This is a genomic window from Streptomyces sp. NPDC104761 (assembly GCF_055583445.1).
Window position 1 is genome coordinate 324786 of the sequence record NZ_JBVJNZ010000009.1, and the last position, 23210, is coordinate 347995.

16 protein-coding genes and 1 pseudogene are annotated in these 23210 nt (G+C 71.8%); 11 read left to right on the forward strand and 6 right to left on the reverse strand.

Annotated elements, in window-relative coordinates:
* The first annotated feature begins 148 nt into the window (after nucleotides 1-148).
* On the forward strand, nucleotides 149-997 hold the full coding sequence (locus ACZ63F_RS25475; RefSeq protein WP_469713912.1) for a hypothetical protein: 849 nt from the start codon (nucleotides 149-151) through the stop codon (nucleotides 995-997).
* A gap of 66 nt (nucleotides 998-1063) precedes the next feature.
* Here the strand turns inward: ACZ63F_RS25475 and ACZ63F_RS25480 are convergent, their stop codons facing one another.
* Nucleotides 1064-1246, reverse strand: a complete 183-nt coding sequence (locus ACZ63F_RS25480) for a hypothetical protein (protein WP_469713913.1) — start codon at nucleotides 1244-1246, stop codon at nucleotides 1064-1066.
* 290 nt (nucleotides 1247-1536) lie between these two features.
* Here ACZ63F_RS25480 and ACZ63F_RS25485 point away from each other — a divergent pair, with 290 nt between their 5' ends.
* Nucleotides 1537-2853, forward strand: coding sequence for an alpha/beta hydrolase family protein (locus ACZ63F_RS25485; RefSeq protein WP_469713914.1), 1317 nt, complete (start codon nucleotides 1537-1539; stop codon nucleotides 2851-2853).
* Here ACZ63F_RS25485 and ACZ63F_RS25490 read toward each other — a convergent pair.
* Both ACZ63F_RS25490 and xylA read right to left on the reverse strand, forming a co-directional pair.
* Nucleotides 2839-3117 (reverse strand): hypothetical protein, encoded by a 279-nt coding sequence (locus ACZ63F_RS25490; RefSeq protein WP_469713915.1) that lies wholly within the window; start codon nucleotides 3115-3117, stop codon nucleotides 2839-2841. The two genes, ACZ63F_RS25485 and ACZ63F_RS25490, sit on opposite strands and share 15 nt — an antisense overlap.
* A gap of 467 nt (nucleotides 3118-3584) precedes the next feature.
* Nucleotides 3585-4751: a xylose isomerase gene (xylA, locus tag ACZ63F_RS25495; protein WP_469713916.1), complete on the reverse strand. Its 1167-nt coding sequence runs from the start codon at nucleotides 4749-4751 to the stop codon at nucleotides 3585-3587.
* Nucleotides 4752-4979: 228 nt separating this feature from the next.
* Between xylA and xylB the strand changes: the two genes are divergently transcribed.
* The 8 genes from xylB (at nucleotide 4980) to ACZ63F_RS25535 (ending at nucleotide 16071) form a co-directional block, all read left to right on the forward strand.
* Nucleotides 4980-6425, forward strand: coding sequence for a xylulokinase (gene xylB / locus ACZ63F_RS25500; RefSeq protein WP_469713917.1), 1446 nt, complete (start codon nucleotides 4980-4982; stop codon nucleotides 6423-6425).
* Between the two features lie 54 nt (nucleotides 6426-6479).
* The gene (locus ACZ63F_RS25505; protein ID WP_469713918.1) at nucleotides 6480-7703 is read left to right on the forward strand and encodes an ROK family protein; all 1224 of its coding nucleotides are present in this window, start codon (nucleotides 6480-6482) and stop codon (nucleotides 7701-7703) included.
* A 188-nt stretch (nucleotides 7704-7891) separates the two neighbouring features.
* The gene (locus ACZ63F_RS25510) at nucleotides 7892-9379 is read left to right on the forward strand and encodes an APC family permease (protein WP_469713919.1); all 1488 of its coding nucleotides are present in this window, start codon (nucleotides 7892-7894) and stop codon (nucleotides 9377-9379) included.
* On the forward strand, nucleotides 9376-10389 hold the full coding sequence (locus ACZ63F_RS25515) for an acetamidase/formamidase family protein (protein WP_457739079.1): 1014 nt from the start codon (nucleotides 9376-9378) through the stop codon (nucleotides 10387-10389). The genes ACZ63F_RS25510 and ACZ63F_RS25515 overlap by 4 nt, the downstream gene beginning before the upstream one ends.
* 53 nt (nucleotides 10390-10442) lie before the next feature.
* The gene (locus tag ACZ63F_RS25520) at nucleotides 10443-11045 is read left to right on the forward strand and encodes an N-acetylmuramoyl-L-alanine amidase (protein ID WP_469713920.1); all 603 of its coding nucleotides are present in this window, start codon (nucleotides 10443-10445) and stop codon (nucleotides 11043-11045) included.
* Between the two features lie 102 nt (nucleotides 11046-11147).
* Nucleotides 11148-12404, forward strand: coding sequence for a GAF domain-containing protein (locus ACZ63F_RS25525; protein WP_469713921.1), 1257 nt, complete (start codon nucleotides 11148-11150; stop codon nucleotides 12402-12404).
* Nucleotides 12405-12506: 102 nt separating this feature from the next.
* On the forward strand, nucleotides 12507-14030 hold the full coding sequence (gene exaC / locus ACZ63F_RS25530; RefSeq protein WP_469713922.1) for an acetaldehyde dehydrogenase ExaC: 1524 nt from the start codon (nucleotides 12507-12509) through the stop codon (nucleotides 14028-14030).
* A 355-nt stretch (nucleotides 14031-14385) separates the two neighbouring features.
* Nucleotides 14386-16071 (forward strand): ribonuclease J, encoded by a 1686-nt coding sequence (locus tag ACZ63F_RS25535; protein ID WP_469713923.1) that lies wholly within the window; start codon nucleotides 14386-14388, stop codon nucleotides 16069-16071.
* 316 nt (nucleotides 16072-16387) lie between these two features.
* Here ACZ63F_RS25535 and ACZ63F_RS25540 read toward each other — a convergent pair.
* The 3 genes and pseudogenes from ACZ63F_RS25540 to ACZ63F_RS25550 form a co-directional block, all read right to left on the reverse strand.
* Nucleotides 16388-16874: pseudogene (locus tag ACZ63F_RS25540) on the reverse strand (GNAT family N-acetyltransferase).
* Nucleotides 16875-17294: 420 nt separating this feature from the next.
* Complete coding sequence (locus ACZ63F_RS25545) at nucleotides 17295-18716, reverse strand: DEAD/DEAH box helicase (RefSeq protein WP_469713924.1); 1422 nt, start codon at nucleotides 18714-18716, stop codon at nucleotides 17295-17297.
* A gap of 453 nt (nucleotides 18717-19169) precedes the next feature.
* The gene (locus ACZ63F_RS25550) at nucleotides 19170-21329 is read right to left on the reverse strand and encodes a ricin-type beta-trefoil lectin domain protein (RefSeq protein WP_469713925.1); all 2160 of its coding nucleotides are present in this window, start codon (nucleotides 21327-21329) and stop codon (nucleotides 19170-19172) included.
* Nucleotides 21330-22560: 1231 nt separating this feature from the next.
* Here ACZ63F_RS25550 and ACZ63F_RS25555 point away from each other — a divergent pair.
* Nucleotides 22561-22965: a hypothetical protein gene (locus ACZ63F_RS25555; RefSeq protein ID WP_469713926.1), complete on the forward strand. Its 405-nt coding sequence runs from the start codon at nucleotides 22561-22563 to the stop codon at nucleotides 22963-22965.
* The last annotated feature ends 245 nt before the right edge of the window (nucleotides 22966-23210 follow it).

Consider the following 23210-nt stretch of genomic DNA (forward strand, 5'->3'; position numbering starts at 1 on the left):
GGCGAGGTCGTGGGTCTTCCGTGCCCGTCGGGTCGTTTCGTCCCGTCCCGGTGGAAAACTGCAGCTCGCGTGTGGAGGCCGGTCGTGACAACGGCCTTCCCGTCGCACTAGGGTGCGCGCCGTTGGACGAACCACTGGGGAGGCAGGGATGGCCGGGACCGACGAGGAGGCCGTCGCCGCGGACGAGGCACTGTACGTGCTCACGGCGGTGCTGCTGACGCCGGCGAAGTTTCCGAGTGTGCTGGGCGACGACTATCCGGAGGCGTGCGCGGCGCTGGACCTGGCGCCGCGCGCCGACGGGTACGGCCTGGTGCTCGGCCAGGACGGCGAAGGGGCGCGCTGGACGGTCGTGATCGACGACGTCTCGCTGGTCGCCGTCGCGATCGCGTCCTGGGACTGCGGCATGGAGTACGACCTGTCGCCGGACGAGCGCACGGTGGTCGCCGCCCTGCCCGGCTGGCCGCTGGCGGTCGCCGTGGCGGCACCCAACGTGCCCGCACCGCACGACCCCGGTCCGGAGGTGGCGGACCAGGCCCCGCTGACCCCGCCGGACACCAGCACCTGGGGTCCTGCGCAGCGGCGGTTGGGCGCGGACGAGATCGCCCTCCAGTGGGCGATCTGGCGGGAGCAGATCAGCGACGACCACTTCCCGGCGGCGGCCGCCGAGGCCGCGGAAGGCCCCGAGAAGGCTCCACAGGACGCCGAGGCGGCCCCGGAGGCCCCGAAGGGTCACGTCGGAGTGCGGCGGGTCCTGGCCGAGGCGTGGGCCTACGTGGACGCGCCTCCGCCGCTGGGCCGGGTGCGCTCCTCGTTCGCCCCCGGCGACGCACGTACGCTGCGCGCCGACGGGCCCGGCTGGTCCCTGGTGGCCCGGACCGACGACATCGCCTTCGTGCTCCTCGACGAGGAACCCGGCGAGGTCCTGCCGGTCGGCCGGGGTCCCGAGCTCCCCGGGCTCCTGGAAGCCCTCGACAAGATGGCCGTACGGCCCCTGTGAGCCTGCCGGGCCGCATCCCGCCACCAGGCACAGGTCAGGGGCGGGGCGCGGTCCCGGGCAGGTGGCTCAGCGCCCGATCTCCCTGCGCGTGACCCGGCGCAGCCTGCGCCGCTGCGAGGGGTCGAGGATCAGGTACGCGGCCACCGGGACGCCCACCACGATCAGGAACGTCACCCACCACGGCAGCCATATCAGCAGGATGAGCCCGACCGCCACACCTCCTGCGGCGATCTTCGCGTTCTTCGACATCAGCGTCGCCTCCTTCGCGGCCCTTGCCGCTCTCTGATGTGAGAACGGGCCCGCGCTTCCCGCGGTTCCGGACCACGACCCTGAGACATCCCTGACGAGCCACCCCTACTGGCCCCCTGGTGCCGACTCGAACAGGTTGTGAAGCAGCTCCGCTCCCAGGGTAACCGCCCCCCGGTCGCCGTGCCGGACGTCCGGAGCGGCCCGGCACGCCCCGGCCCTGCGGAAAACCCCACCCGCACAGGCCGGTTGGCCGGATGGCCGGTGGCTGCGGCGGTTCGTACGGTCACGGCATGAAGCAAACGGATATGAAGCGGATCAGCAGATTACTGGTGGTTTCGGCGGTATCGGTGGCCCTGGCGGCGAGCGGCGCGACGGCCGCGGTCGCGCAGGGATCCGGTGCACCGGCGGCGGCCACGTCCGCCCCGGCGGGGGCGCACGCGTCGCGGGGCACGGTGGTGTCCTTCGAGCACCTGCGGACGCTGACCGCCCGGCAGGCCGCGGCCGAGCTGGCGGGCGACGAGGACGGAGCCTGGGACACCGGCGCCGTGCGCTACGGCCTGGACACCTTCAGGATCGTGTACCGCACGGTGGACCCGCACGGCAGGCCGACCACCGCCAGCGGGCTGCTGGCCCTGCCCCGCAGCAGCGAACGACGGCTGCGGTCGGTGTCGTTCACGCACGGCACCGAACTGTTCAAGGGCGACGTCGCCTCGGTCTCGGCCGAGGTGTGGGACCAGGCACCCGCCCTGACGTACGCGTCCGCCGGGTTCGCCGCGGTGCTCCCCGACTACCTCGGCATGGGCCTGGGGCCCGGACCCCAGGCCTGGATGGACGTGCCCTCGGAGACGACGGCCGCCCTGGACATGCTGCGGGCATCCCGTACGGTCGCGACGCGGCAGGGCCGGGAATTGCGCCGCGGGGTCCTGGCCACCGGCTTCTCCCAGGGCGCCTCGGCGGCCCTGGGACTGGCCCGGTCGCTCCAGGAGGGGGCCGACCACTGGTTCCGGATCCGCGCCGTCGCACCCGTCAGCGGCGCCTACGCGTTCCGCGACGCGGCGCTGCCGGCACTCCTGGCCGGGCGGACGGACCCGAAGGCGAGTGTGATCTACACGGCGCTGTTCCTGGTCGCCTTCGACCGCCTGCACCACCTGTACGACACACCGGCCCAGGTGTTCCGGGCGCCGTACGACCGCACGATCGAGAGTCTGCTGGACGGCACGCACACCGGCCAGGAGGTTGTGGCCGGCACCCCGGACTCCCTCGACGCGCTACTCACCGCCCGCGGCCGGGCGATGCTGGCCCACCCCACCGGACGGCTGGCGGCGGCCCTGCGGACCACGGACGGCGTGTGCACCGACTGGGTGCCGCGGGCTCCGGTCAGGCTCTACTACGCCGAGGGGGACGAGCAGGCCGTCAACACGAACACGGCCCACTGCCACGCCGCCCTGCGCGCCCACGGCGTCGACGCGCCGGTGGTCGACCTCGGCACCCCGGACTACCGCGGCTCCCGCCATCTCGGTTCCCAGCAGGCGGGAACCGCCGCCGTGGTCCGGTGGTTCCGGACGCTGCAACAGGCGCATCCGAGCGGGCGGCTACCCCAGCAGTGAGGGCAGCAGGGAGTTCAGACCGCTCGGCAGCTCGCTCGGCAGGCCGCTGGGCAGTTCCGAGGGCCACTGCGAAGGGAGTTCGCTCGGCAGGCCCGACGGCAGGCTGCTGGGCAGCCCGCCCGGGAGGCCGGGCGAAGGCCGGGCCGGACCGGAGGGGCTCGGGCTGTTCGCACCGGGCTTCCCGTCGGTCGAGCCGCCGGACACCATCAGGACGACGGCGGCGACGGCCACCGCGGCCACCAGCAGGGCCAGAACGGCGAACAACGGGCCCCTGCGCCGGCGGGGCGGCTCCGGTGGGGGTGGTGGCATCCACCCGACGGCGGTGGTCGGCTCCTGGTCGCCGGGGGGAGCGCCGAAGCCGGCGTGCGGATGCGCTGCGAAGCCTTCGTGCGGTGGCGGGTCGTAACCCCCGTACGGTGGCGGGTCGTAGCCTCCGCCGGGCGGCGGAGAGCCGTTCGGCGGACCGGGCGGTCGTGGCGGTACGGGCGGCATGGCCATACCGCCAAGAGTCACCGCGTGCCGGTCGTCGCGCGAGCCCGGAGCGGGAGTTGACACGGACTCATGCCACGGACCGCACGATTCCGGAGCATTTCCGGTGCGAACCGGCCGTGCGGGCACCGGATCCGGGCACGAAGGCGACACGCGCGCGTGAGGACACCGCTGCGAAAGCGGCCCTCACGCGCGCGTGCGTGTTCCTCAAGCGTGCGTGTTCCTCACACGCGCGTGCGTGTTCAGCCGCGGGCGCCCAGGAGGTGGTCCATCGCCAGCTGGTCGAGCCGCTCGAAGGCCATCCCGCGCGCGGCGGTCGCCTCCACGTCGAACTCCTCGAAGGCCGTGCGATCGGCGAGGAGGGCCTGAAGGCCGTCCGCGGCGGTCGGCTGGGCCAGCTGGTCCAGGCGGGAGGCGCGCAGTGCCTCCTGGACCTCCGGGTCGGCGCGGAAGGCGGCCGCGCGCTCCTTGAGGATCAGGTAGTTGCGCATGCATCCGGCGGCCGACGCCCACACGCCGTCGAGGTCCTCGGTCCGCGGCGGCTTGAAGTCGAAGTGCTTCGGGCCCGCGTAGCCGGCGCTCTCCAGGAGGTCGACCAGCCAGAACGCGGCGCGCAGGTCACCGGCGCCGAAGCGCAGGTCCTGGTCGTACTTGATGCCGGACTGGCCGTTGAGGTCGATGTGGAAGAGCTTGCCCGCCCACAGGGCCTGCGCGATGCCGTGCGGGAAGTTCAGGCCCGCCATCTGCTCGTGGCCCACCTCGGGGTTGACGCCGTACAGCTCGGGACGCTCCAGGCGCTCGATGAAGGCGAGGGCGTGACCGACGGTGGGGAGCAGGATGTCGCCGCGCGGCTCGTTCGGCTTGGGCTCGATGGCGAAGCGCAGGTCGTAGCCCTGGGCGGTGACGTACTCGCCGAGGAGGTCGAAGGCCTCCTTCATGCGGTCGAGGGCGACCCGCACGTCCTTGGCGGCGCCGGACTCGGCGCCCTCGCGGCCGCCCCAGGCGACGTACGTCTCGGCGCCCAGTTCGACGGCCAGGTCGATGTTGCGAATGGTCTTGCGCAGCGCGTAACGGCGTACGTCACGGTCGTTCGCGGTGAACGCGCCGTCCTTGAAGACCGGGTGGGTGAAGAGGTTGGTGGTGGCCATCGGCACCTTCATGCCGGTGGCGTCGAGGGCCTGCCGGAAGCGCTTGATGTGCGACTCGCGCTCGGTGTCGGAGGACCCGAAGGGGATCAGGTCGTCGTCGTGGAACGTCACACCGTGGGCGCCCATTTCGGACAGGCGCTGGACCGTCTCGACGGGGTCGAGGGCGCGGCGGGTGGCGTCGCCGAACGGGTCCCTTCCCTGCCAGCCGACGGTCCACAGGCCGAAGGTGAACCTGTCTTCGGGGGTGGGCTGGAAGCTCATTGCCGCGGCTCCTTGCTCGGGGGTTGTGCTCGATGACTGCGGTGGATGACCGGTGGATGACTGTCGTGCCGACTATTTCGTCATCGCGGTTTACAAATTAGTATGCCAACGCGTCCCTGGGAAGGGTCACCCTGTCCCCGAAGGACGAAAACCGGGTCGCGACACCCCGACGAACCGGAAAAAATGCAGGTCAGATACACCGCGAGCCGCGGAAAAAGGGAGAGCCCGATGTCAGCAGCCGAGGGTCCGCTCGTCGTCGGCGTGGACACGTCCACCCAGTCCACCAAGGCGCTGGTCGTCGACGCGTCCACCGGCGAGGTCGTGGCGAGCGGACAGGCACCGCACACCGTGACCACCGGTGCGGGCCGGGAGAGCGATCCGCGCCAGTGGTGGGACGCGCTGTGCGAGGCGCTGCGCCAGTGCGGGGACGCCGCGCACGAGGCGGCGGCCGTGTCGATCGGTGGGCAGCAGCACGGTCTGGTCACCCTGGACGAGCACGGGGAGCCGGTGCGGCCCGCGCTGCTCTGGAACGACGTCCGCTCGGCGCCGCAGGCGCAGCGGCTCGTCGAGGAGCTGGGCGGCCCGAAGGCCTGGGCCGAGCGCACCGGCAGTGTGCCGGGCGCCTCGTTCACGGTCACCAAGTGGGCCTGGCTGGCCGAGCACGAGCCGGAGGCGGTCCGGGCGACCAGGGCGGTCCGGCTCCCCCACGACTACCTCACCGAGCGGCTGACCGGGCTGGGCACGACCGACCGGGGTGACGCCTCCGGCACCGGCTGGTGGGCGTCGGCGACCGAGGCGTACGACGCGGAGACCCTCGCCCACGTGGGCCTGGACCCGGCGCTCCTGCCCCGGGTGGTCCGGCCCGGCGAGGTGGCCGGCACCGTCCGGGACAGCCACGACCTGCCGTTCTCCAAGGGCACCCTGGTGGCGCCCGGCACCGGTGACAACGCGGCGGCCGCGCTGGGGCTCGGGCTGCTTCCGGGCACCCCCGTGCTGAGCCTCGGCACCTCCGGCACGGTGTACGCGGTCTCCAGGCACCGCCCCGCGGACCCGACCGGCACGGTGGCGGGCTTCGCCGACGCGCACGGCGACTGGCTGCCGCTCGCCTGCACCCTGAACTGCACCCTGGCGGTCGACCGGGTCGCGGCGCTGCTCGGCCTGGACCGCGAGGCCGTCGAGCCCGGCACCTCGGTGACCCTGCTGCCGTACCTGGACGGCGAACGCACCCCGAACCTGCCCAACGCCTCCGGACTGCTGCACGGCCTGCGCCACGACACCACCGCCGGCCAGCTCCTCCAGGCCGCCTACGACGGCGCCGTGCACGCCCTGCTGGGCGCCCTGGACCTGGTGCTCGACGAGGACGCCGACCGGACCAGCCCGTTGCTGCTGATCGGCGGCGGCGCCCGGGGCCGGGCCTGGCAGGAGACGGTGCGGCGGCTGTCCGGGCGGCCGGTGCAGGTGCCCGAGGCGAAGGAGCTGGTCGCTCTCGGCGCCGCCGCGCAGGCGGCCGGGCTGCTCACCGGTGAGGACCCGGCGGCGGTGGCACGCCGCTGGAACACGGCCGCAGGGCCCGTACTGGACGCGGTGGAGCGGGACGCGGCGACGCTGTCCAGGATCTCCGGGGTACTCTCCGACGCGGCCCCGCTGCTGGAGCGGACGCCGGAAGCCCGCTGATCGGCAGGGGACTGCCGAGAGGATTCCAGACGGTCCCAGAGGATTGATGGAGGCATGACCGCACCGCTGCACGAGGCCCGCCCGACGGCGACCGGCCGTGCCCTGCCGGACACCCAGCAGGGCATGCGCCGGCGCAACCTCGCTCGCGTGATGCACGCGGTCAGTGCGGAGGGCTCGCTGTCGCGGGCCGCGGTCGCCTCCCGCATCGGCCTCACCAGAGCGGCCGTGTCGACCCTCGTCGACGAGCTGATCCGCTGGGGGCTCCTGGAGGAACTGGGACCTGAGCGGCCCAACCGCGTCGGGCGGCCGGGCTCGGCGCTCGCGGTGAGCGGGCACGGTCCGGCCGGTCTCGGGGCGGAGGTCGGGGTCGACCATCTCGCCGTGTGCGCGGTGGACCTGCGCGGCGAGGTACGCGCGCGTGCCGTGCGGCACGGCGCGAACCGGGGCCGGGACCCGCGCCCGGTGCTGGCGGAGCTGACCGGCCTGGTCCGGCGGGTCGCGGCGGACGCCGAACAGCACGGGCTGTGGGCCACCGGTCTCGCGGTCGCCGTTCCCGGCCTCGTGGCCCGCGACGGGCACACGGTCGTCCACGCCCCGAACCTCGACTGGCACGGCACCGACCTCGCCGCGCTGCTGCCCGCCGGCCTCCCGCTGACGGTGGACAACGAGGCCAACTTCGGCGCCCTGGCCGAGCTGTGGCTCGGGGACGCGACGCCCCAGGACTTCCTGCACGTGTCGGCCGAGATCGGCATCGGCGCCGCCGTCGTGGTGGACGGACAGCTGCTGCGCGGGAGACGCGGTTTCGCGGGCGAGCTCGGCCATGTGCCGGTCCACCCCGACGGGCCGCGGTGCGCCTGCGGCGGGCGCGGGTGCCTGGAGCAGTACGCCGGCGAGGAGGCGGTGCTGCGCGCAGCCGGCCTCGAATCCCGCGAGGACGCGGTGGGACTGCTCGCACAGCAGGCGGGCGCGGACCACGAGGGCGTCCGACATGCCCTGGAGGACGCCGGTACGGCCCTGGGCATCGCCCTCACCGGCGCCGTCAACCTCCTCGATCCCGAGTCCGTGGTCCTGGGCGGGGCCCTCGCCGGTCTCGCTCCCTGGCTCCTGCCGTCGCTGGAAGCCGAACTGGCCGACCGCACCACGGGCCCGGCCTGCCCGGTCTCCGTCTCCCGCCTGGGCTCCGAGGGCCCCCTCCTCGGCGCGGCCCACTCGGTGATCCGGGCCGTCCTGGACGATCCGGCGATCGTGGCTGAGCGGGGTCTGACCGAGCCCGTGTGAGGGTCGCTCTCGCCGGAGCCTGGGGAAGCACGCACCGCGTTCACCCCTCCGGGTCGCGCGGTTGTCCACAGTCGCCGCTCCGTCCACGGATCACCCGGGCGCTCTTCTGCCCAACCCGCAAGCGCCGTACCGTGATTCACGCGAGGCATCCGCCGGAACGAGGAGAACACGCACGTCGGGGGGGACGTATGTCGGGAGAGGCGGCCGCGGGACTGCGGCGGGACGCGGTGGGGTTGCGGGAGGTGCTGTTCCAGAGCGTCACGGCCATGGCGCCCGCGGCCGCCGTCGCCGCGTCCATTCCGGCGGGGGCTGCGTTCGCAGGCGGCAGCCTGCCGCTGGCCGTGCTGATCGCTCTGGTGGCCTGTCTGTTCACCGCGTCGTGCGTGGCCGAGCTGGCGCGCGAGTTGCCGGCCGCCGGGTCCGTGGCCACGTACGCGGCGCAGGGGCTGCATCCGGCCGTGGGGTTCCTGGTCGGCTGGGGCTACGTGTTCGTGGAGGCGCTGGTGCCGCCGTTGCTGCTGCTCCAGCTCGGGTTCACCGCGGCGGGGACCCTGCACGACGAGTGGGCCTCCTGGCCGGCCGACCTGTGGTGGCCGTGGGCCCTGGCCGGCGCCGCCGTCATCGCCGTCGCCGGATATCTGGGCGTACAGGCCTCGGCCCGCTTCGGAACCGTACTCGGGGTCTTCGAGATCGCGGTGTTCCTCGTCTTCGCCGGCTGGCTGATCATCCGGGCCGGCGACCGCAACACCCTCTCCGTGTTCGGGACTTCGCACACGGCGCACGGCTACGGAGGGGTCAGCGGGGTCTTCGCCGGTTCCGTCTACACCGTGCTGGCGTTCGCCGGCTTCGAGGCGGCCGCACCGCTCGCGGAGGAGACCCGCGACCCGCGCCGCACCATGCACCGCGCGGTGCTCGGCGCGGCACTGGGGATCGGGCTGTTCTACGTGGTGACGACCTACGCGATGACCGTGTACTTCGGCCCCGACCGGTTCGCCTCCTTCGGGGCGGCGGGCGAGGCGTCCTGGCAGGGCGTCGCCCGGGCCTCTTTCGGGCTCTTCTGGGTGCTGGTGTTCCTCGCGGTCGTCAACTCGACGATCGCCAACGCCAACGCCTGCGCCAACGTCTCCACGCGGACGGCCTTCGCGCTGGCCCGTATCCGGGTCCTCCCGCGTGTCCTGGCCACGCTCCACCCGCGCTACCGCTCCCCCGTGGCCGGCATCGCGGTCCAGACCGCCGTGGCGGTCGGCGCGGTGCTGGGGCTGGGCTTCGGCTACGACCCGGTGACCGCGTTCCTGCTGCTGGCCACGGTGATCGTCACGGTCGTCATCGGCGTCTACATCGTCGTAAACCTCGCCTGTGCCGGCTACTTCCTGCGCCGCGGCCGCCCGTCGCTCAAGCCGGTACGGCACCTGCTCCTCCCGCTGCTGGGCATCGTGGCCTTCGTCCCCGCCCTGCTCACCGCGGCCGGTCTGCCCGTCTTCGACTTCGTGACGAAGCTGACCGCCCCGGTGTCGTACGCCGGTCCGGTGGTCGGGGTGTGGATGGCGGCCGGAGTGGTCGTCCTCCTGGTGCTGGTCCGGCGCCACCCCGAGCGCATAGCCGAGACCGCACGGGTCCACCTCGAAGACGACGCCCCTGACGTCGTCGCCGCACAGAACGGAGCACCCCCGCGATGAGCGACCCCCGCATCCTCACCGTCCGGCCCGGACCGGACGACTACGCATGGACGTTCGGCGGGGCGCCGCCGGTGGCACGGATCGCGCCCGGCACGGTTCTCGACCTGTACACGGAGGACTGCTTCGCCGGCCGGGTGCGGTCGGAGAAGGACCTGGTGTCCGAGGTCTGCGAGTTCCCGTTCCTCAACCCGCAGACCGGCCCCTTCCACGTCGAGGGCGCGGAGCCGGGCGACACCGTCGCCGTGCACTTCGTGTCGATCGAACCGGCCCGGGACTGGGCGGCGTCCACGACGGTCCCCCTGTTCGGGGCGCTCACCTCGACACACACCACCGCCACGCTCCAGCCGCCGCTGCCGGAGACGGTCTGGATCTGGCAGCTGGACCGCACCCGGCGCACGGCCCTGTTCCGGGCACACGAGGGCGGCATCGAGCTGGAACTTCCGATGGACCCGATGCACGGCACCGTCGGGGTGGCCCCCGCGAACCTGGAGGTGCGCTCGGCCCTGGTGCCGGACGCGCACGGCGGCAACATGGACACGCCCGAGATGCGGGCCGGTGTCACCTGTTACCTGGGGGTCAACGTCGAGGGCGCGCTGCTCAGCCTCGGCGACGGCCACGCCCGGCAGGGCGAGGGCGAGACCTGCGGGGTGGCCGTGGAGTGCGCGATGAACACGGTCGTGATCGTGGAGCTGCTGAAGGGGATCGCGACGCCGTGGCCCCGGCTGGAGTCGGACACCCACATCGTCTCGACGGGGTCGGCGCGTCCGCTGGAGGACGCCTTCCGGATATCGCAGCTCGACCTGGTGCAGTGGCTGGTGCGCGACTACGGGTTCGGCGAACTCGACGCGTACCAGTACGCAACCCAGACGGTGGAATCGCCGTTGGCCAACGTGTGCGACACCAACTACACGTGTGTGGCCAAGCTCCGCAAGGAGTGGCTGCCCGCGCGCGAGACTTACCGCGGACTGCATGCGCGACTGCGTGAGACGGCGGCGGCCCTGCGCCGCTGACCGGCCCTCGACTCCCCCGTGCCGCGAGCACGCTTCCGAAAGGCACCCCATCCATGGACCGGGCACGACCGCTCCCCAGCAGGCGACGGCTCCTGAAGGGCGCGGCCCTCGCCGCCGTCCCGTACGCGCTGCTCCCCGCGGGCCGGGCGGGCGCGCAGACCGGGGTCGTCGACTATCCGGCGGCCGAGTGGCAGGCGGCGAGCGGCGAGAACCGGACACCGGCCCTGCGCCCCGACGAGTACGCGATCGACCGGGTGATCATCCATGTCACACAGCAGGCGTACGCCGGCACGCTGTCCATCTTCCGGAACCCGAAGAAGCGGGTGTCCGCGCACTACCTGGTCCGCTCGGCCGACGGGCATGTCGCGCAGTGCGTGCGGGAGACGGACGTGGCCTGGCATGCGGGGAACTGGGACTACAACACGCGGAGCATCGGCATCGAGCACGAGGGCTGGGTGGACGAACCGGAGTACTTCACCACCGCCCTTTACCAGGAGTCGGCGCGCCTGACGGCGTCGATCTGCGAGAGGTACGGCATCCCGAAGGACCGGGAGCACGTCATCGGGCACGTCGAGGTGCCGGGGACCGACCACACGGATCCGGGCAGGCACTGGGACTGGGTCCGCTACATGAGGCTGGTGGGACAGGCCGAGTGAGGCCCGCGGGCCGGTCGACGGAGGGAGGCCGGTCGAAACGGTTGTCGGCACGAACCCCCCGCATGACGATGTTCCCAGCCGCATCGCCGTCGGGAGGCCGAGTTGACCGATCCCTGGGTGGCCCTGGAGCCGGGGGCCGACCCTGCCGAGCGTGCCCGGTTGCTGCGCCGGGCACACGAGACGTTCACCACGGCCGGCACCGTGCCACGCCCGGTGCGGTCCGTGGTCGCCGAGTCGTGGCGGCGTTCCGCGCGGGCCGGGGTGGGACCGGACGGCGCGGCGCACGTGGAACTGACGGACGGTGACCTCGGGGCGTACCGGGCGCAGCATCCGCTGGCCCGGGTGATGCCGCTGTTCCGGGAGCTGATGGGCACGTTCGCGGCGGACGGCGAGCATCTGCTGGCGGTGTGCGACGCGGACGGCAGACTGCTGTGGGTCGAGGGGCATCCGGCGACCCGGCGGCGGGCGGACCGGATGAACTTCGTGCCGGGCGCGCGCTGGTCGGAGACCGCGGTCGGCACCAACGCGCCGGGGACGGCGGTGGCCGTGGACCGGCCGGTGCAGGTGTTCGCGGCGGAGCACTTCATCCGCCGGGTGCAGCCGTGGACGTGCGCGGCGGCTCCGGTGCACGATCCGCGCACCGGGCGGGTGCTGGGCGCGGTCGACATCACCGGTGGCGACCGGCTGGCGCATCCGCACAGCCTGGGCTTCGTCCAGGCTGTGGCGCGGGCCGCCGAGTCGCAGCTGGCGCTGCTCGATCCGCCGGCGCCGGCCGACGAGGCGCCCGCGCTGACGGCGCTCGGCCGGGACGAGGCCGAGCTCCGCCTGGACGGCCGGCGGATCCGGCTCGGCCGCCGGCACAGCGAGCTGCTGGTGCTGCTGTCCCGCCGCCCGGAGGGGCTGACCGGCGACGAACTGCTGTGCGCGCTGTACGAGGACGAGTCGGTGACGCCGGTGACGCTGCGGGCGGAACTGGTCCGGCTGCGCCGGCTGCTGGGGCCGGGGCTGCTCGCCTCCCGTCCCTACCGGCTGGCCGCGCCGGTGGAGTCGGACGCGGGTGTGGTGGAGCGGCGGCTGGAGGCGGGCGCGGTGACGGCCGCCGTCGGGGCGTACACCGGCCCGTTGCTGCCGGGCTCGCAGGCACCCGCGGTCGTGCGGCTCAGGCAGCGGCTGGCGGACGGGGTGCGGGCCGCGCTGATCGGGTGTCAGGACCCCGACCTGCTGGCGGAGTGGGCGCACGCCCCGTGGGGCGAGGACGACGTCGAGGTGTGGCGGGCGCTGGCCGCGGTGCGGCCGACGGCGGTCGTACGGTCCCGGCTGGCGGCCCTGGAGGCGGAGCTGACGGCACCGGCCGGCTGACGCCGGCCTGCGGCGCAACGTGTTCGCAACGTCCGCTCACCTAGCCTCCGCGCCGGGAGCTGCCCGACGGCGGGCAGCGCATCTGCAAGGAGGCAGGCCACCATGACCCGTTACGCGGCGCCCGGCACCGAAGGCGCGATCGTCTCCTACCAGGCGCGCTACGACCACTTCATCGGCGGCGAGTACGTGCCTCCGGCCCGGGGGCAGTACTTCGAGAACCCGTCGCCGGTGAACGGGCAGCCGTTCACCGAGGTGGCGCGGGGCACCGCCGAGGACGTGGAGCGGGCGCTGGACGCGGCGCACGCGGCGGCGCCGGGCTGGGGCCGTACGTCGGTGACGGAGCGTTCCGACATCCTCCTGAAGATCGCCGACCGGATGGAGGCCCACCTCGAGCCGCTCGCGGTCGCCGAGAGCTGGGAGAACGGGAAGCCGGTGCGCGAGACGCTGGCCGCCGACATCCCGCTGGCGATCGACCACTTCCGGTATTTCGCGGGGGCGATCCGCGCGCAGGAGGGTTCGCTGGGCGAGGTCGACGACGACACGGTGGCGTACCACTTCCACGAGCCGCTCGGGGTCGTCGCGCAGATCATCCCGTGGAACTTCCCGATCCTGATGGCCACCTGGAAGCTCGCACCGGCCCTCGCCGCGGGCAACGCGGTCGTCATCAAGCCCGCCGAGCAGACCCCGGCCTCCATCCACTACTGGATGAGCCTGATCGCGGACCTGCTGCCGCCGGGCGTGGTGAACATCGTCAACGGGTTCGGCGTGGAGGCGGGCAAGCCGCTCGCGTCCAGCCCGCGGGTGGCGAAGGTCGCCTTCACCGGCGAGACCACCACGGGGCGCCTGATCATGCAGTACGCCTCGGAGAACATCAAGCCGGTCACGCTCGAACTGGGCGGCAAGTCCCCGAACATCTTCTTCGACGACGTCTGGGCGCACGACGACGACTTCCGCGACAAGGCCCTCGAAGGGTTCACCATGTTCGCCCTCAACCAGGGCGAGGTCTGCACCTGCCCGTCCCGCGCCCTCGTCCAGCGCGGCCACTACGCCGACTTCATGGAGGCGGCGGTCGCCCGCACCCGGCAGATCAAGCCGGGTCACCCCCTGGACACCGACACGATGATCGGCGCCCAGGCCTCCAACGACCAGCTGGAGAAGATCCTCTCCTACCTCGACATCGGCCGGCAGGAGGGCGCGAAGATCCTGATCGGCGGCGAACGCGTCGAACACGACGGCGAGTTGAAGGGCGGCTACTACGTCCAGCCCACCATCTTCGAGGGCGACAACCGGATGCGGATCTTCCAGGAGGAGATCTTCGGCCCGGTCGTCTCGGTGACGTCCTTCGACGACTTCGACGACGCGATCAAGATGGCCAACGACACCCTGTACGGCCTCGGCGCGGGCGTCTGGACCCGCGACATCAACACCGCCTACCGCGCGGGCCGTTCGATCCAGGCCGGCCGGGTGTGGACCAACTGCTACCACGCCTACCCGGCACACGCGGCGTTCGGCGGCTACAAGCAGTCGGGGATCGGCCGCGAGACGCACAAGATGATGCTGGACCACTACCAGCAGACGAAGAACCTGCTGGTTTCCTACAGCCCGCGGAAGCTCGGGTTCTTCTAGAGCTTGGGTTCTTCCAGAGCTTGAAGTCGGTTGCCTGGAGGCGTCGTCCCACTCCAGGCAACCCGAAAGAGCGACTACACTCCGTCACTAACTGGAGCCTTAGCCGCACCTGCGCGACCCGTCGTCGAGTTCATGGGGCATCACATCGGGTACCGGCATGGCTGGCCGGGGCGCCGAGCGTAGTGGACCAACGCCGAGGCCCACCGGGAGGTGGCGAACGCCGGAAAACACGACAGGGTGCACGAGATCTTCTCCAGCACCGGGCGAACGGTTCGGCCGCGGAAGACGGTACCGCTTTTAGGAGATCGCGCAGGCAATGGATCACTCCGCCCCGCTCTCCGGGTACCGTCAAAGTATGAGTCATCCGCACCCCGAGCTTAAAGCCGCACCGCCCCTTCCCGAAGGAGGGCTGCGGGTCACCGCCCTGGGCGGCCTAGGTGAGATCGGCCGCAACATGACCGTCTTCGAGCACGCGGGCAAGCTGCTCATCGTCGACTGCGGTGTGCTGTTCCCCGAGGAGACCCAGCCCGGCGTGGACGTGATCCTGCCGGACTTCACCTCGATCCGGGACCGGCTGGACGACATCGTGGCCGTGGTCCTCACCCACGGCCACGAGGACCACATCGGCGGCGTGCCGTACCTGCTGCGCGAGCGGTCCGACATTCCCGTCGTCGGCTCCAAGCTGACGCTGGCGTTCCTGGAGGCCAAGCTCAAGGAGCACGGCATCCGGCCGCGCACGGTGCGGGTGCGGGAGGGCGACCGGCGCGGTTTCGGGCCCTTCGACTGCGAGTTCGTGGCGGTCAACCACTCCATCCCCGACAGCCTTGCAGTCGCCATCCGCACCCGGGCCGGGATGGTGCTGCACACCGGCGACTTCAAGATGGACCAGTTCCCTCTCGACGACCGCATCACCGATCTGCGCGCCTTCGCCCGCCTCGGCGAGGAGGGCGTGGACCTGTTCCTCACGGACTCCACCAACGCCGAAGTACCCGGCTTCACCACCTCCGAGCGAGAGCTGAACCCGGCGATCGAGCAGGTGATGCGCACCGCGCCGCGCCGGGTCATCGTCTCCAGCTTCGCCAGCCACGTGCACCGCATCCAGCAGGTCCTGGACGCCGCCCACCAGCACGGCCGCAAGGTCGCCTTCGTCGGCCGGTCGATGGTCCGCAACATGGGGATCGCCCGCGACCTGGGCTATCTGAAGGTCCCCTCCGGTCTGGTCGTGAACACGAAGGAGCTGGAGAAGCTCCCGGACCACAAGATCACTCTGGTGTGCACCGGCTCCCAGGGCGAACCCATGGCCGCGCTGTCACGGATGGCCAACCGCGACCACATGATCCGCATCGGCAAGGACGACACCGTCCTGCTCGCCAGCTCCCTCATCCCCGGCAACGAGAACGCCATCTACCGGGTGATCAACGGACTCACCCGGTGGGGCGCCCACGTGGTCCACAAGGGCAACGCCAAGGTGCACGTCTCCGGGCACGCCAGCGCCGGCGAACTCGTCTACTGCTACAACATCGTCAAGCCCCGCAACGTCATGCCCGTGCACGGCGAATGGCGCCACCTGCGGGCCAACGCCGACCTCGCCATCCGCACCGGTGTCGACCCCGACCGGGTCGTCATCGCCGAGGACGGCGTCGTCGTCGACCTGGTCGACGGGCGCGTGTCCATCACCGGCAAGGTCCCCGCCGGCAACGTCTACGTGGACGGTATGGAAGTCGGCGGCGCCACCGAAGCGTCCCTCAAGGACCGCCTCACCCTCGCCGCCGAAGGCGTGGTCACGGTGGTGGCGATCGTCGACGCGGACACCGGCGCCCTCGCCGAGGCCCCCGACTTCCTGGCCCGGGGCTTCGTCCACGACGACACCACCTTCGAGCCGGTCATCCCCGTCATCGAGAAGACCCTGGCCACCGCGGCCGAGGAAGGCGTCGGGGACGCGCGCCAACTCGAACAACTCCTCGCCCGCGCCGTGGCGAACTGGGCGTTCCGCACCCACCGCCGCAAGCCCCTCATCATCCCCGTCATCATCGACGCCTGAAACACAGCCCGGCAGCACGGTCCCGGTTCCGGCCGCGGCCCGAGTGCACGCGGCATCGCGCCGGCCTCCAGGGCTCAGGGCCCGTAGATGTCGGTGACGGCTCGCCACTGCGGGACGGCGGCAAGGCCCGTGGGGAAGCGGATCGTCCTCGAGTAGGTGCGCAGTGTTTGGCGGCCTGGCCACCCGGGCCGCTGGCGCAAGCGACCGACCCCGCCGGGGCAGAGGCGACGGCACACGGAGCGCGCGGCGTCCAGCGGCTCCTGCATGCCTGCCACCGTGCAGGCGAAGCCGGTGCCCCGCCGAAGGGCACACCGCGTCATTCCGAAGGAATGCGAAACTCGAATTCGGGACGGTCCCACGGCACGACGGGCGGGTTCGCGAACGCGGTCCCGGTCCGCACCGCACCAACGCGGTGGTAGAAGCCCTCGGCGGGAATATGCGACACGACCCTGACACGGTCGAGCCCGGCGGCACGGGCCTCGGACTGCATGTGCGCCACGAGCACGTCCAATGCCCCGTCCTTGCGCTTCGTCGGCGACGAACAGCAGGTCGAGCTCCGGTGGCGCGAGGACGAGCGAGTAGAACCCGAGGACCCGGCCGCCCTGGTCGTCGGCGCCGACGGCCACAAAGGCGCGGTGGGTCTCGATGTAATCAGGACCGACCCGGTAGCCCGCGACCGCGGCTGCGTACTTACCCCCGTAGGCGCCTGAGCCACGCACGAGCCGCGTAAGCCGTTTGGCATCCCGCGCAACGGCCCTCCGTATCGTGATCGGCTGACTGATCCGGGAAGTGCGTGACCTCATCGGGAGAGTATTTCGCACCGGGGAGTGCCTTCTTACGGCGGGTCGGCTCCTCGGGCAGGCGTTCCCCGCACCGCGCCCGGGAACGTGGTGCTCGGCGAAGGCGCGGTTGGCCGGCTCCTCCACTCGCCCAGGCCCCGATCGGCCACGTCACCGCACCGACTTCGTCGCCCTGCGCCTGCTCGGGCGCAAGATGTCGGGGAGTACCGAAGGCCACCCCGGTGGCGGTCAGCCGGGTGGGCCCCACGGCCCGGGCGATGCCGAAATCGAGGGCGCGTTGGTCGTCGTCGGCCATGACGATGTTGCCCGGTTTCAGATCCCGGAGCCCGCAGGCGTGGACGGCTTGGAGCGCCTGTCTCCGGTCCCACGTACCCGTCCAGCAGCGTAGGCAAAGTCACCGCCCGGCTGTCCGGGAAGCCGGTCTCAGCCGCCGCGCCGCACCCGGGCCGCCTTGCGTGCCTCCGCGAGCTTGCGGGCCTCGCTGCTCTTGCGGGACGCCCTGCCGCCGGAGCCGCCCTTCGCGTCCTTGGCGCTGCCCAGACCGCGGAACGGGGCGTTGTGGTTCTTGGGCCGCGGTACGGCCGGCTCGCCGTCGAGAGGCTTTGCGTAGGGGGCCCTGGCACCAGTGATCCGGCTCAGCTCCGCCTCGCCGGACCGCACATGGGTGACCTTGGGGGCGACGTCGGCGTCCGCCATCACCTGGCTCGTCTCGCGACGCTGTCCCGACAGGACGAGTGTCACGACGCTGCCGGAGCGGCCGGCCCGGGCCGTGCGGCCAGCGCGGTGCAAATAGTCCTTCGGGTCGGTGGCCGGGTCGACGTTGACCACGAGGTCGAGGTCGTCGACGTGCAGGCCGCGTGCGGCGACGTTCGTTGCTACCAGCGCGGTGACCTGCCCGTTCTTGAACTGGGCCAGGGTCCGGGTGCGCTGCGGCTGGGACTTCCCGCTGTGCAGGGCCGCGGCGGCCACGCCGCTGGCCCGCAGATGCCGCGTGAGCTGGTCGACGCCGTGCTTGGTGTCCAGGAACAGCAGGACGCGGCCGTCCCGAGCGGCGATCTCCGTGGTCACGGCGTACCGGTCCGGGCCGTGCACGACGAGGACGTGGTGCTCGGTCACGGAGACCGCGCTGGACGAAGGGTCCACGGAGTGGACAGCGGGGTCGTGCAGGTAGCGCTGCACCAGCTGGTCGACATCGCGGTCGAGGGTGGCGGAGAACAGCATCCGCTGCCCGCCGGGACGCACCTGGTCCAGGACCTCGGTGACCTGCGGCAGGAACCCCATGTCACACATCTGGTCGGCCTCGTCCAGGACCGCGATACGCACCCGTCCCAGGCGACAGCCCCTGCGCTCGATGAGGTCGTGCAGCCGACCGGGTGTGGCGACGACGATCTCGGCACCATCCCGCAGCACGGCGGCCTGCCGTCCGATGGACACTCCACCCACCACGGTCGCGAGCCGCAGCCGCAGCGCCTCGGCGTACGGGGTGAGCTCCTCACCGACCTGCTGCGCCAGCTCCCTGGTGGGCACCAGAACGAGCGCCAGCGGCTCTTTCGGCTGCGCGCGCTTCCCGGCCGTCCGGGCGAGCATCCCCAGGCCGAAGGCGAGCGTCTTGCCGGATCCTGTGCGGCCCCGGCCCAGGACGTCCCGTCCCGCGAGCGCGCTCGGAAGCGCCGCCGCCTGGATAGGGAAGGGCACAGTCACCCCGTGCTCGTCGAGCGCGCGCAGAACCTCGGACGGCAGCCCCAGCTGCGCGAAGGACGTCACCGTGGGCACTGCCGAAGTGGCGCCCGACGCCTCGGACACATCGTCCTGCTGCCGGGCATCGGCACGTGGTGATTCGCTCACAGAGAGCCTTCCTCCGAAGGGACCGTACCGAGGAAGGCGCGGCAGGGACATTGCCGCCGGCCAGAGACACCGAACGGAGCACCAACACAGCGACGCTGCAAAACCGCAACAATAGCACGAGGCACGCTGCCCGGGCCTCGCGTGGCCGCGCCGCTCGGCCGGGGAACGACAGCTGGACCTGTCTGTGGGGATTGGCTCGACGCGCCTGTGCCACAAGGCCTCCACCTGTGAAAAACGCCCTTGCCCGGAAGCGGCCACTTCAGGAGGAGGCCGGGTTGCGACGGGACGTCCGCGGATGGATCCACGCGATCGGGTGCTGATCATGCGGGATGCCGGGCTCGAACCGCTGGAGCCCTGTCCCCGGGTCATTGCGGCGCGGCACCTCCTGCCGTGTGATGCGCAAGGGCGGGCGTGGTGCAGGGCCCGCCCCTGCGCTCATCCGCGCCTGTGGACTCAGGGCAGGTGCCACACCTGGGTGGACAGCCCGTTGCAGTCGTAGATCTGCAGCTGTGTTCCGTTCGCCGTGTTGCCCTGGGGGTCGTCCAGGCAACGTCCGGACTGAGGGTTGTACAGGCTGCCGTCAGCCCGGGGGACCCACTGCTGGCCGCCCGCGCCGTTGCAGTCGTAGAGCTGGACCTTACTGAAGTCGGCGGTCGCGTTCTTGTCGATGTCGAGGCACTTGCCGAAGGCGCGCAGGGTGCCGTCGGCGGCGGCTGTCCACTGCTGTCCGGTGGCCTGGTTGCAGTCCCAGAGCTGGGCCGCGTTCTGGTTGGTGTTGGTGTTGGTGTCGACGTCGAGGCACTTGCCGGTGGTGCCCGGACCCGTGACCGCGCCCGCCGTGCGGACGGTGACGTTGCGCCACGACGCGGTGGTGGCGTAGTCGCGGACCCCGACGGAGCCGTGGGAGAAGGCGCAGTCGCTCAGGCTGAGGTAGGCGGGGTTGCTCCAGGAACCGGACGGCGCTCCCTGGACGGAGATGACGCAGCCGGAGACCTGGACGGTCAGGTGGTACCAGGAGCCGGCGGACAGGCCGCCGGGTATCGGCGTGCTGCCCAACTGGGTCCAGCCGTAGTTCTCGCGCCCGATCAAGAGGTTGGAGCCGGTGAGGCCCACGTAGTAGCCGTCGACGTTGTCCGCTCCGGTGGTCGGGTCGGTGGCGCGGACCAGGAAGCCGGCGTTGCCGTTGCCGGTCGTGCCGCCGAGGCGGACGTCGCCCTGGAGGGTGTAGTCGGTCCAGCCGGTGGAGCCGGTGACGGCCTTGTTGCCGCCGGTGCCCGCGGCGGACTCGGAGTAGGTCCCGCCGGAAGCCGACCAGGTGCCGCCGTACTGCGTCCAACCGCCGTCGCTGGAGACGAAGTCGGCGGTGTAGGGGAGGACACCGGCGTTGCCCGAACCGGTGAGCTCCTGGCAGTTGTACGGACCGGCGACGCCCGCCGCGCTGTAGCGCACGCTCCTGCCGTCGGCCGAGGGCAGCAGCTCAGGACTGTAGTTGGTACCGCAGTTGGACGGTGCTCCACTGGTGGGCACCGCGATGGGAGAGGGCATCCAGGACCAGGACCCGCTGCCGCCGGCGGTGTTGAGAAGGACCACCTGCTGGTTCTCGGGAGCCCCGCCGGCCACACGTGACTCGCTGCGACCGGTGAGCATGAGTTCGCCCTGGGGCCCGCCGGCCGGGCTCCAGGCGATGACGGGGGTGCTGAAAAGCTCTCTGCCGTCGTCGGTCTTCGGGACGGTACCCAGGTCGGAGGGGCCGCTGCCCCAGGTGTCGCCGTCGGTGGACGTCTTCGTGTGCACCAGGCAGTTCTGCGGACCGCACACCTCGTAGCTCGCCACGTAGGTCCCGGTGGACGGAATGCGGGCCACGGTGATCATGCCGGGCCGGTCGGCCTGTACGGTGCTGGCGACGTCCTTGACCTCACCGGGAGCCACACGGGTGCTGCCGTCGGGGTTGGCGCTCCAGGTGTCGCCGCCGTCGGTGGAGACGATGTGCCCGAGGAACTGACTGTAGGTGGTGTTCTGGCGCTCGTCGGAGAAGTACATGAGCATCTTGCCCGCGGAGTCCAGGCCGACGAAGGGTTCCCAGATTCCGCTGCCGTCCGCTCCGTGCGAGGTCTGCGGGGCCCCCACGTAGGTCCAGGTGGCGCCGTGGTCGGTGCTGCGCCATTCGCGGAACGTCACGCCGGACCGGTCGGCCGGCAGTGTGGCGCCCACCAACAGCAGGGTTCCGGCCGGGTAGGCCCCGAGGGTCCGCGGATATTCGAAGAGGAAGGGCTGGTAGGAGAAGGTGTCGCCGACGGTCGTCGACAGGGTGGACCACGAGGCACCGTCGTCGGTGCTGCGGCGGATCACATACGAGCTGGAACTGCCGTCGGTGCTCCAGTGCTCGAAGCTCGCGAGCAGTGTTCCGTTGGCCGATCCGCTGTTCTGCAGGCGGATCATGCGGGTGTAGGCCATGCCCTCCGTACTGGAGGCGGGGCTGTACAGGACGTTGCCCGGGGTGTTGGCGAAGGCGTTGGCCGGCAGGGCGAGCAGACAGAGGAGGACCGAGGCGAGCAGGCTGAGCAGGAGGCGCGCACGACGTCTGCGACGGTCGTGCGGTGGCGAGGTGGCCATGGCGGCTCCTTGTGCGGTGACGGATGGGGACGCGGCCCGTCCGTGCGGAGACGGCAGGTGCGACGGACATCGCTTGCAACGATGTAAATGCCCGCAGTCGGGGAGTATGGAGCCGCACGCCGACCCTTCGCAATGCCTCGGCAGCAGGTTTTTGCATCGATGCAAACCGCCTGGACTGTATGCACCGCGCGGAACCGAGGTCAACACGTCATGACGGCCCCCACGCGCCGAGACGTCGCCGAGCGTGCCGGCGTCTCGATCCGCATGGTGTCCCATGTGGTCACGGCTACGCCCGGGTGACCGATGCCACCAAGGTGCGGGTCCAGGCGGCGAGCGACGCGCTCTGATCGGCCTGGGGCGTCGGCGCATCGCCGCCATCGCCGTCCACCAGGACCCCACGGGCGGCACCGCCGTCCTGCGCACCCGTGGTGGTCGGGAGGCGTTCGCGCAGGCCGGTCTCACGTGGACGAGTCGCTCATGGTGTCCCTCCCACACTACGAACGCCGGTACGGAGCCATGGCGATGGCGCGGCTCCTGGACCGTCCCGAACCGCCGGACGCGGTGTTCTGCTTCAGCGATCTGCTGGCCCTGGGCGCCATGCGCGTGGCCCTCTCCCGGGGGTTGCGGCGAATTTGCATCGATGCAAAGAAGCGGGCCCCTGGCGCGACGCGGTCCCGGTCCCCGGGAGGAGCGCGGGTCCCGCACCGGCCGGAACACGGCCTGCCACACCGGGAACTCGCTCCGCCGTCACGGTTCCCTTCGCACCCGAGGCGCCCTCTGTCGGGCGTCGGCTGCCGGGACTTCCTGGAGGCCGTCTGGTACCGCCGCACGCTTCCGATCCCTCACGAGTGGACCGGCCGGCGGATCCCGCTGCACTTCCAGGCCGTCGACCACGACACCACGGTGTGGGTCGACGGGCGCGAGGCGGGCCGCCACCGGGGCGGACCTCGTGGTGCGGGCACGGGACAGCCGAGCCGCAGTCCAGGCCCGTGGCAAGCAGTCCAACCGGTACGAGACCTGCGAGGTCAGCAAGGGGTGTGGCATGCCAGTCCGGCGCCGTTCTGCGCGGCCGAGTTCCCTCCTTTCCAGAGGCGCGGAAAGGCAGGCGAACAGACGCGTTGCTCCCGGAAGGCCGGAGCCTTTCGACCGTGGTCGAAAGGTGTGACCGGAGTGCGGCGACCACTCCAGACTCGGACGGACGGACTCAGCCCGTGAAACCGAGGGGGAGCACATGCGCAAGGAAATTCGGCCCGGCAGGGGCACCAGGGCCAGGAGGCTGGGTGCTCTGTTGGCGGCCACGGCGCTCACCGTGGGGATCGCGGTGGCGACCGCGCCCTCCGCGGCTGCCGCCAGCCCGTGCTGGAACGACGGCTCCACCAAGTGGTGGTGCAACAACGTCTCCGGCGCGCGGGTGTACGGCACGGTCGGGGACAACCACATCTACCCGGACCCGAACACCGTCGTCGGCTACATGTACTCCAACCCGAGCTGGTTCTGGTGCAAGGAGGACAACCAGGCATGGGTGGGCGGGCCGCACTCCACACGCTGGGAGATGACGGTCGCGGACAATGGCCAGCTCGGCTTCATGAAGGACACGGCGATCTCCAGCGAGACGGACCCGCTCCCCGACTGCTGAAGGTGAGCGGTGACGGCTGTGCAGCCCCACCGGTGGTGCACCGACCGCCGTCCCCAGCCGGTTCGACTGCCGCTACGTCGGCGGACCGCACCCGAGCCGCTGGGTGTTCACCGAGGCCGACAACGGCGAGTGGGGCTCCATGAAGGACAGGTCCAGCTACCGCGGGACGGACCCGCTGCCCCTGTGCTGACGGTGGCGCCGAGGTGACCACCTCGGCCTGTCGCCACGATGTCGGTGGCTGCGGG

Bases quoted from the DNA above. Each gene is read 5' to 3' on its own strand.
- ACZ63F_RS25475 (WP_469713912.1), top strand. From the start codon at position 149: ATGGCCGGGACCGACGAGGAGGCCGTCGCCGCGGACGAGGCACTGTAC.
- ACZ63F_RS25480 (WP_469713913.1), bottom strand. From the start codon at position 1,246: ATGTCGAAGAACGCGAAGATCGCCGCAGGAGGTGTGGCGGTCGGGCTC.
- ACZ63F_RS25485 (WP_469713914.1), top strand. From the start codon at position 1,537: ATGAAGCAAACGGATATGAAGCGGATCAGCAGATTACTGGTGGTTTCG.
- xylA (WP_469713916.1), bottom strand. From the start codon at position 4,751: ATGAGCTTCCAGCCCACCCCCGAAGACAGGTTCACCTTCGGCCTGTGG.
- xylB (WP_469713917.1), top strand. From the start codon at position 4,980: ATGTCAGCAGCCGAGGGTCCGCTCGTCGTCGGCGTGGACACGTCCACC.
- ACZ63F_RS25505 (WP_469713918.1), top strand. From the start codon at position 6,480: ATGACCGCACCGCTGCACGAGGCCCGCCCGACGGCGACCGGCCGTGCC.
- ACZ63F_RS25510 (WP_469713919.1), top strand. From the start codon at position 7,892: ATGTCGGGAGAGGCGGCCGCGGGACTGCGGCGGGACGCGGTGGGGTTG.
- ACZ63F_RS25515 (WP_457739079.1), top strand. From the start codon at position 9,376: ATGAGCGACCCCCGCATCCTCACCGTCCGGCCCGGACCGGACGACTAC.
- ACZ63F_RS25520 (WP_469713920.1), top strand. From the start codon at position 10,443: ATGGACCGGGCACGACCGCTCCCCAGCAGGCGACGGCTCCTGAAGGGC.
- exaC (WP_469713922.1), top strand. From the start codon at position 12,507: ATGACCCGTTACGCGGCGCCCGGCACCGAAGGCGCGATCGTCTCCTAC.
- ACZ63F_RS25535 (WP_469713923.1), top strand. From the start codon at position 14,386: ATGAGTCATCCGCACCCCGAGCTTAAAGCCGCACCGCCCCTTCCCGAA.
- ACZ63F_RS25550 (WP_469713925.1), bottom strand. From the start codon at position 21,329: ATGGCCACCTCGCCACCGCACGACCGTCGCAGACGTCGTGCGCGCCTC.
- ACZ63F_RS25555 (WP_469713926.1), top strand. From the start codon at position 22,561: ATGCGCAAGGAAATTCGGCCCGGCAGGGGCACCAGGGCCAGGAGGCTG.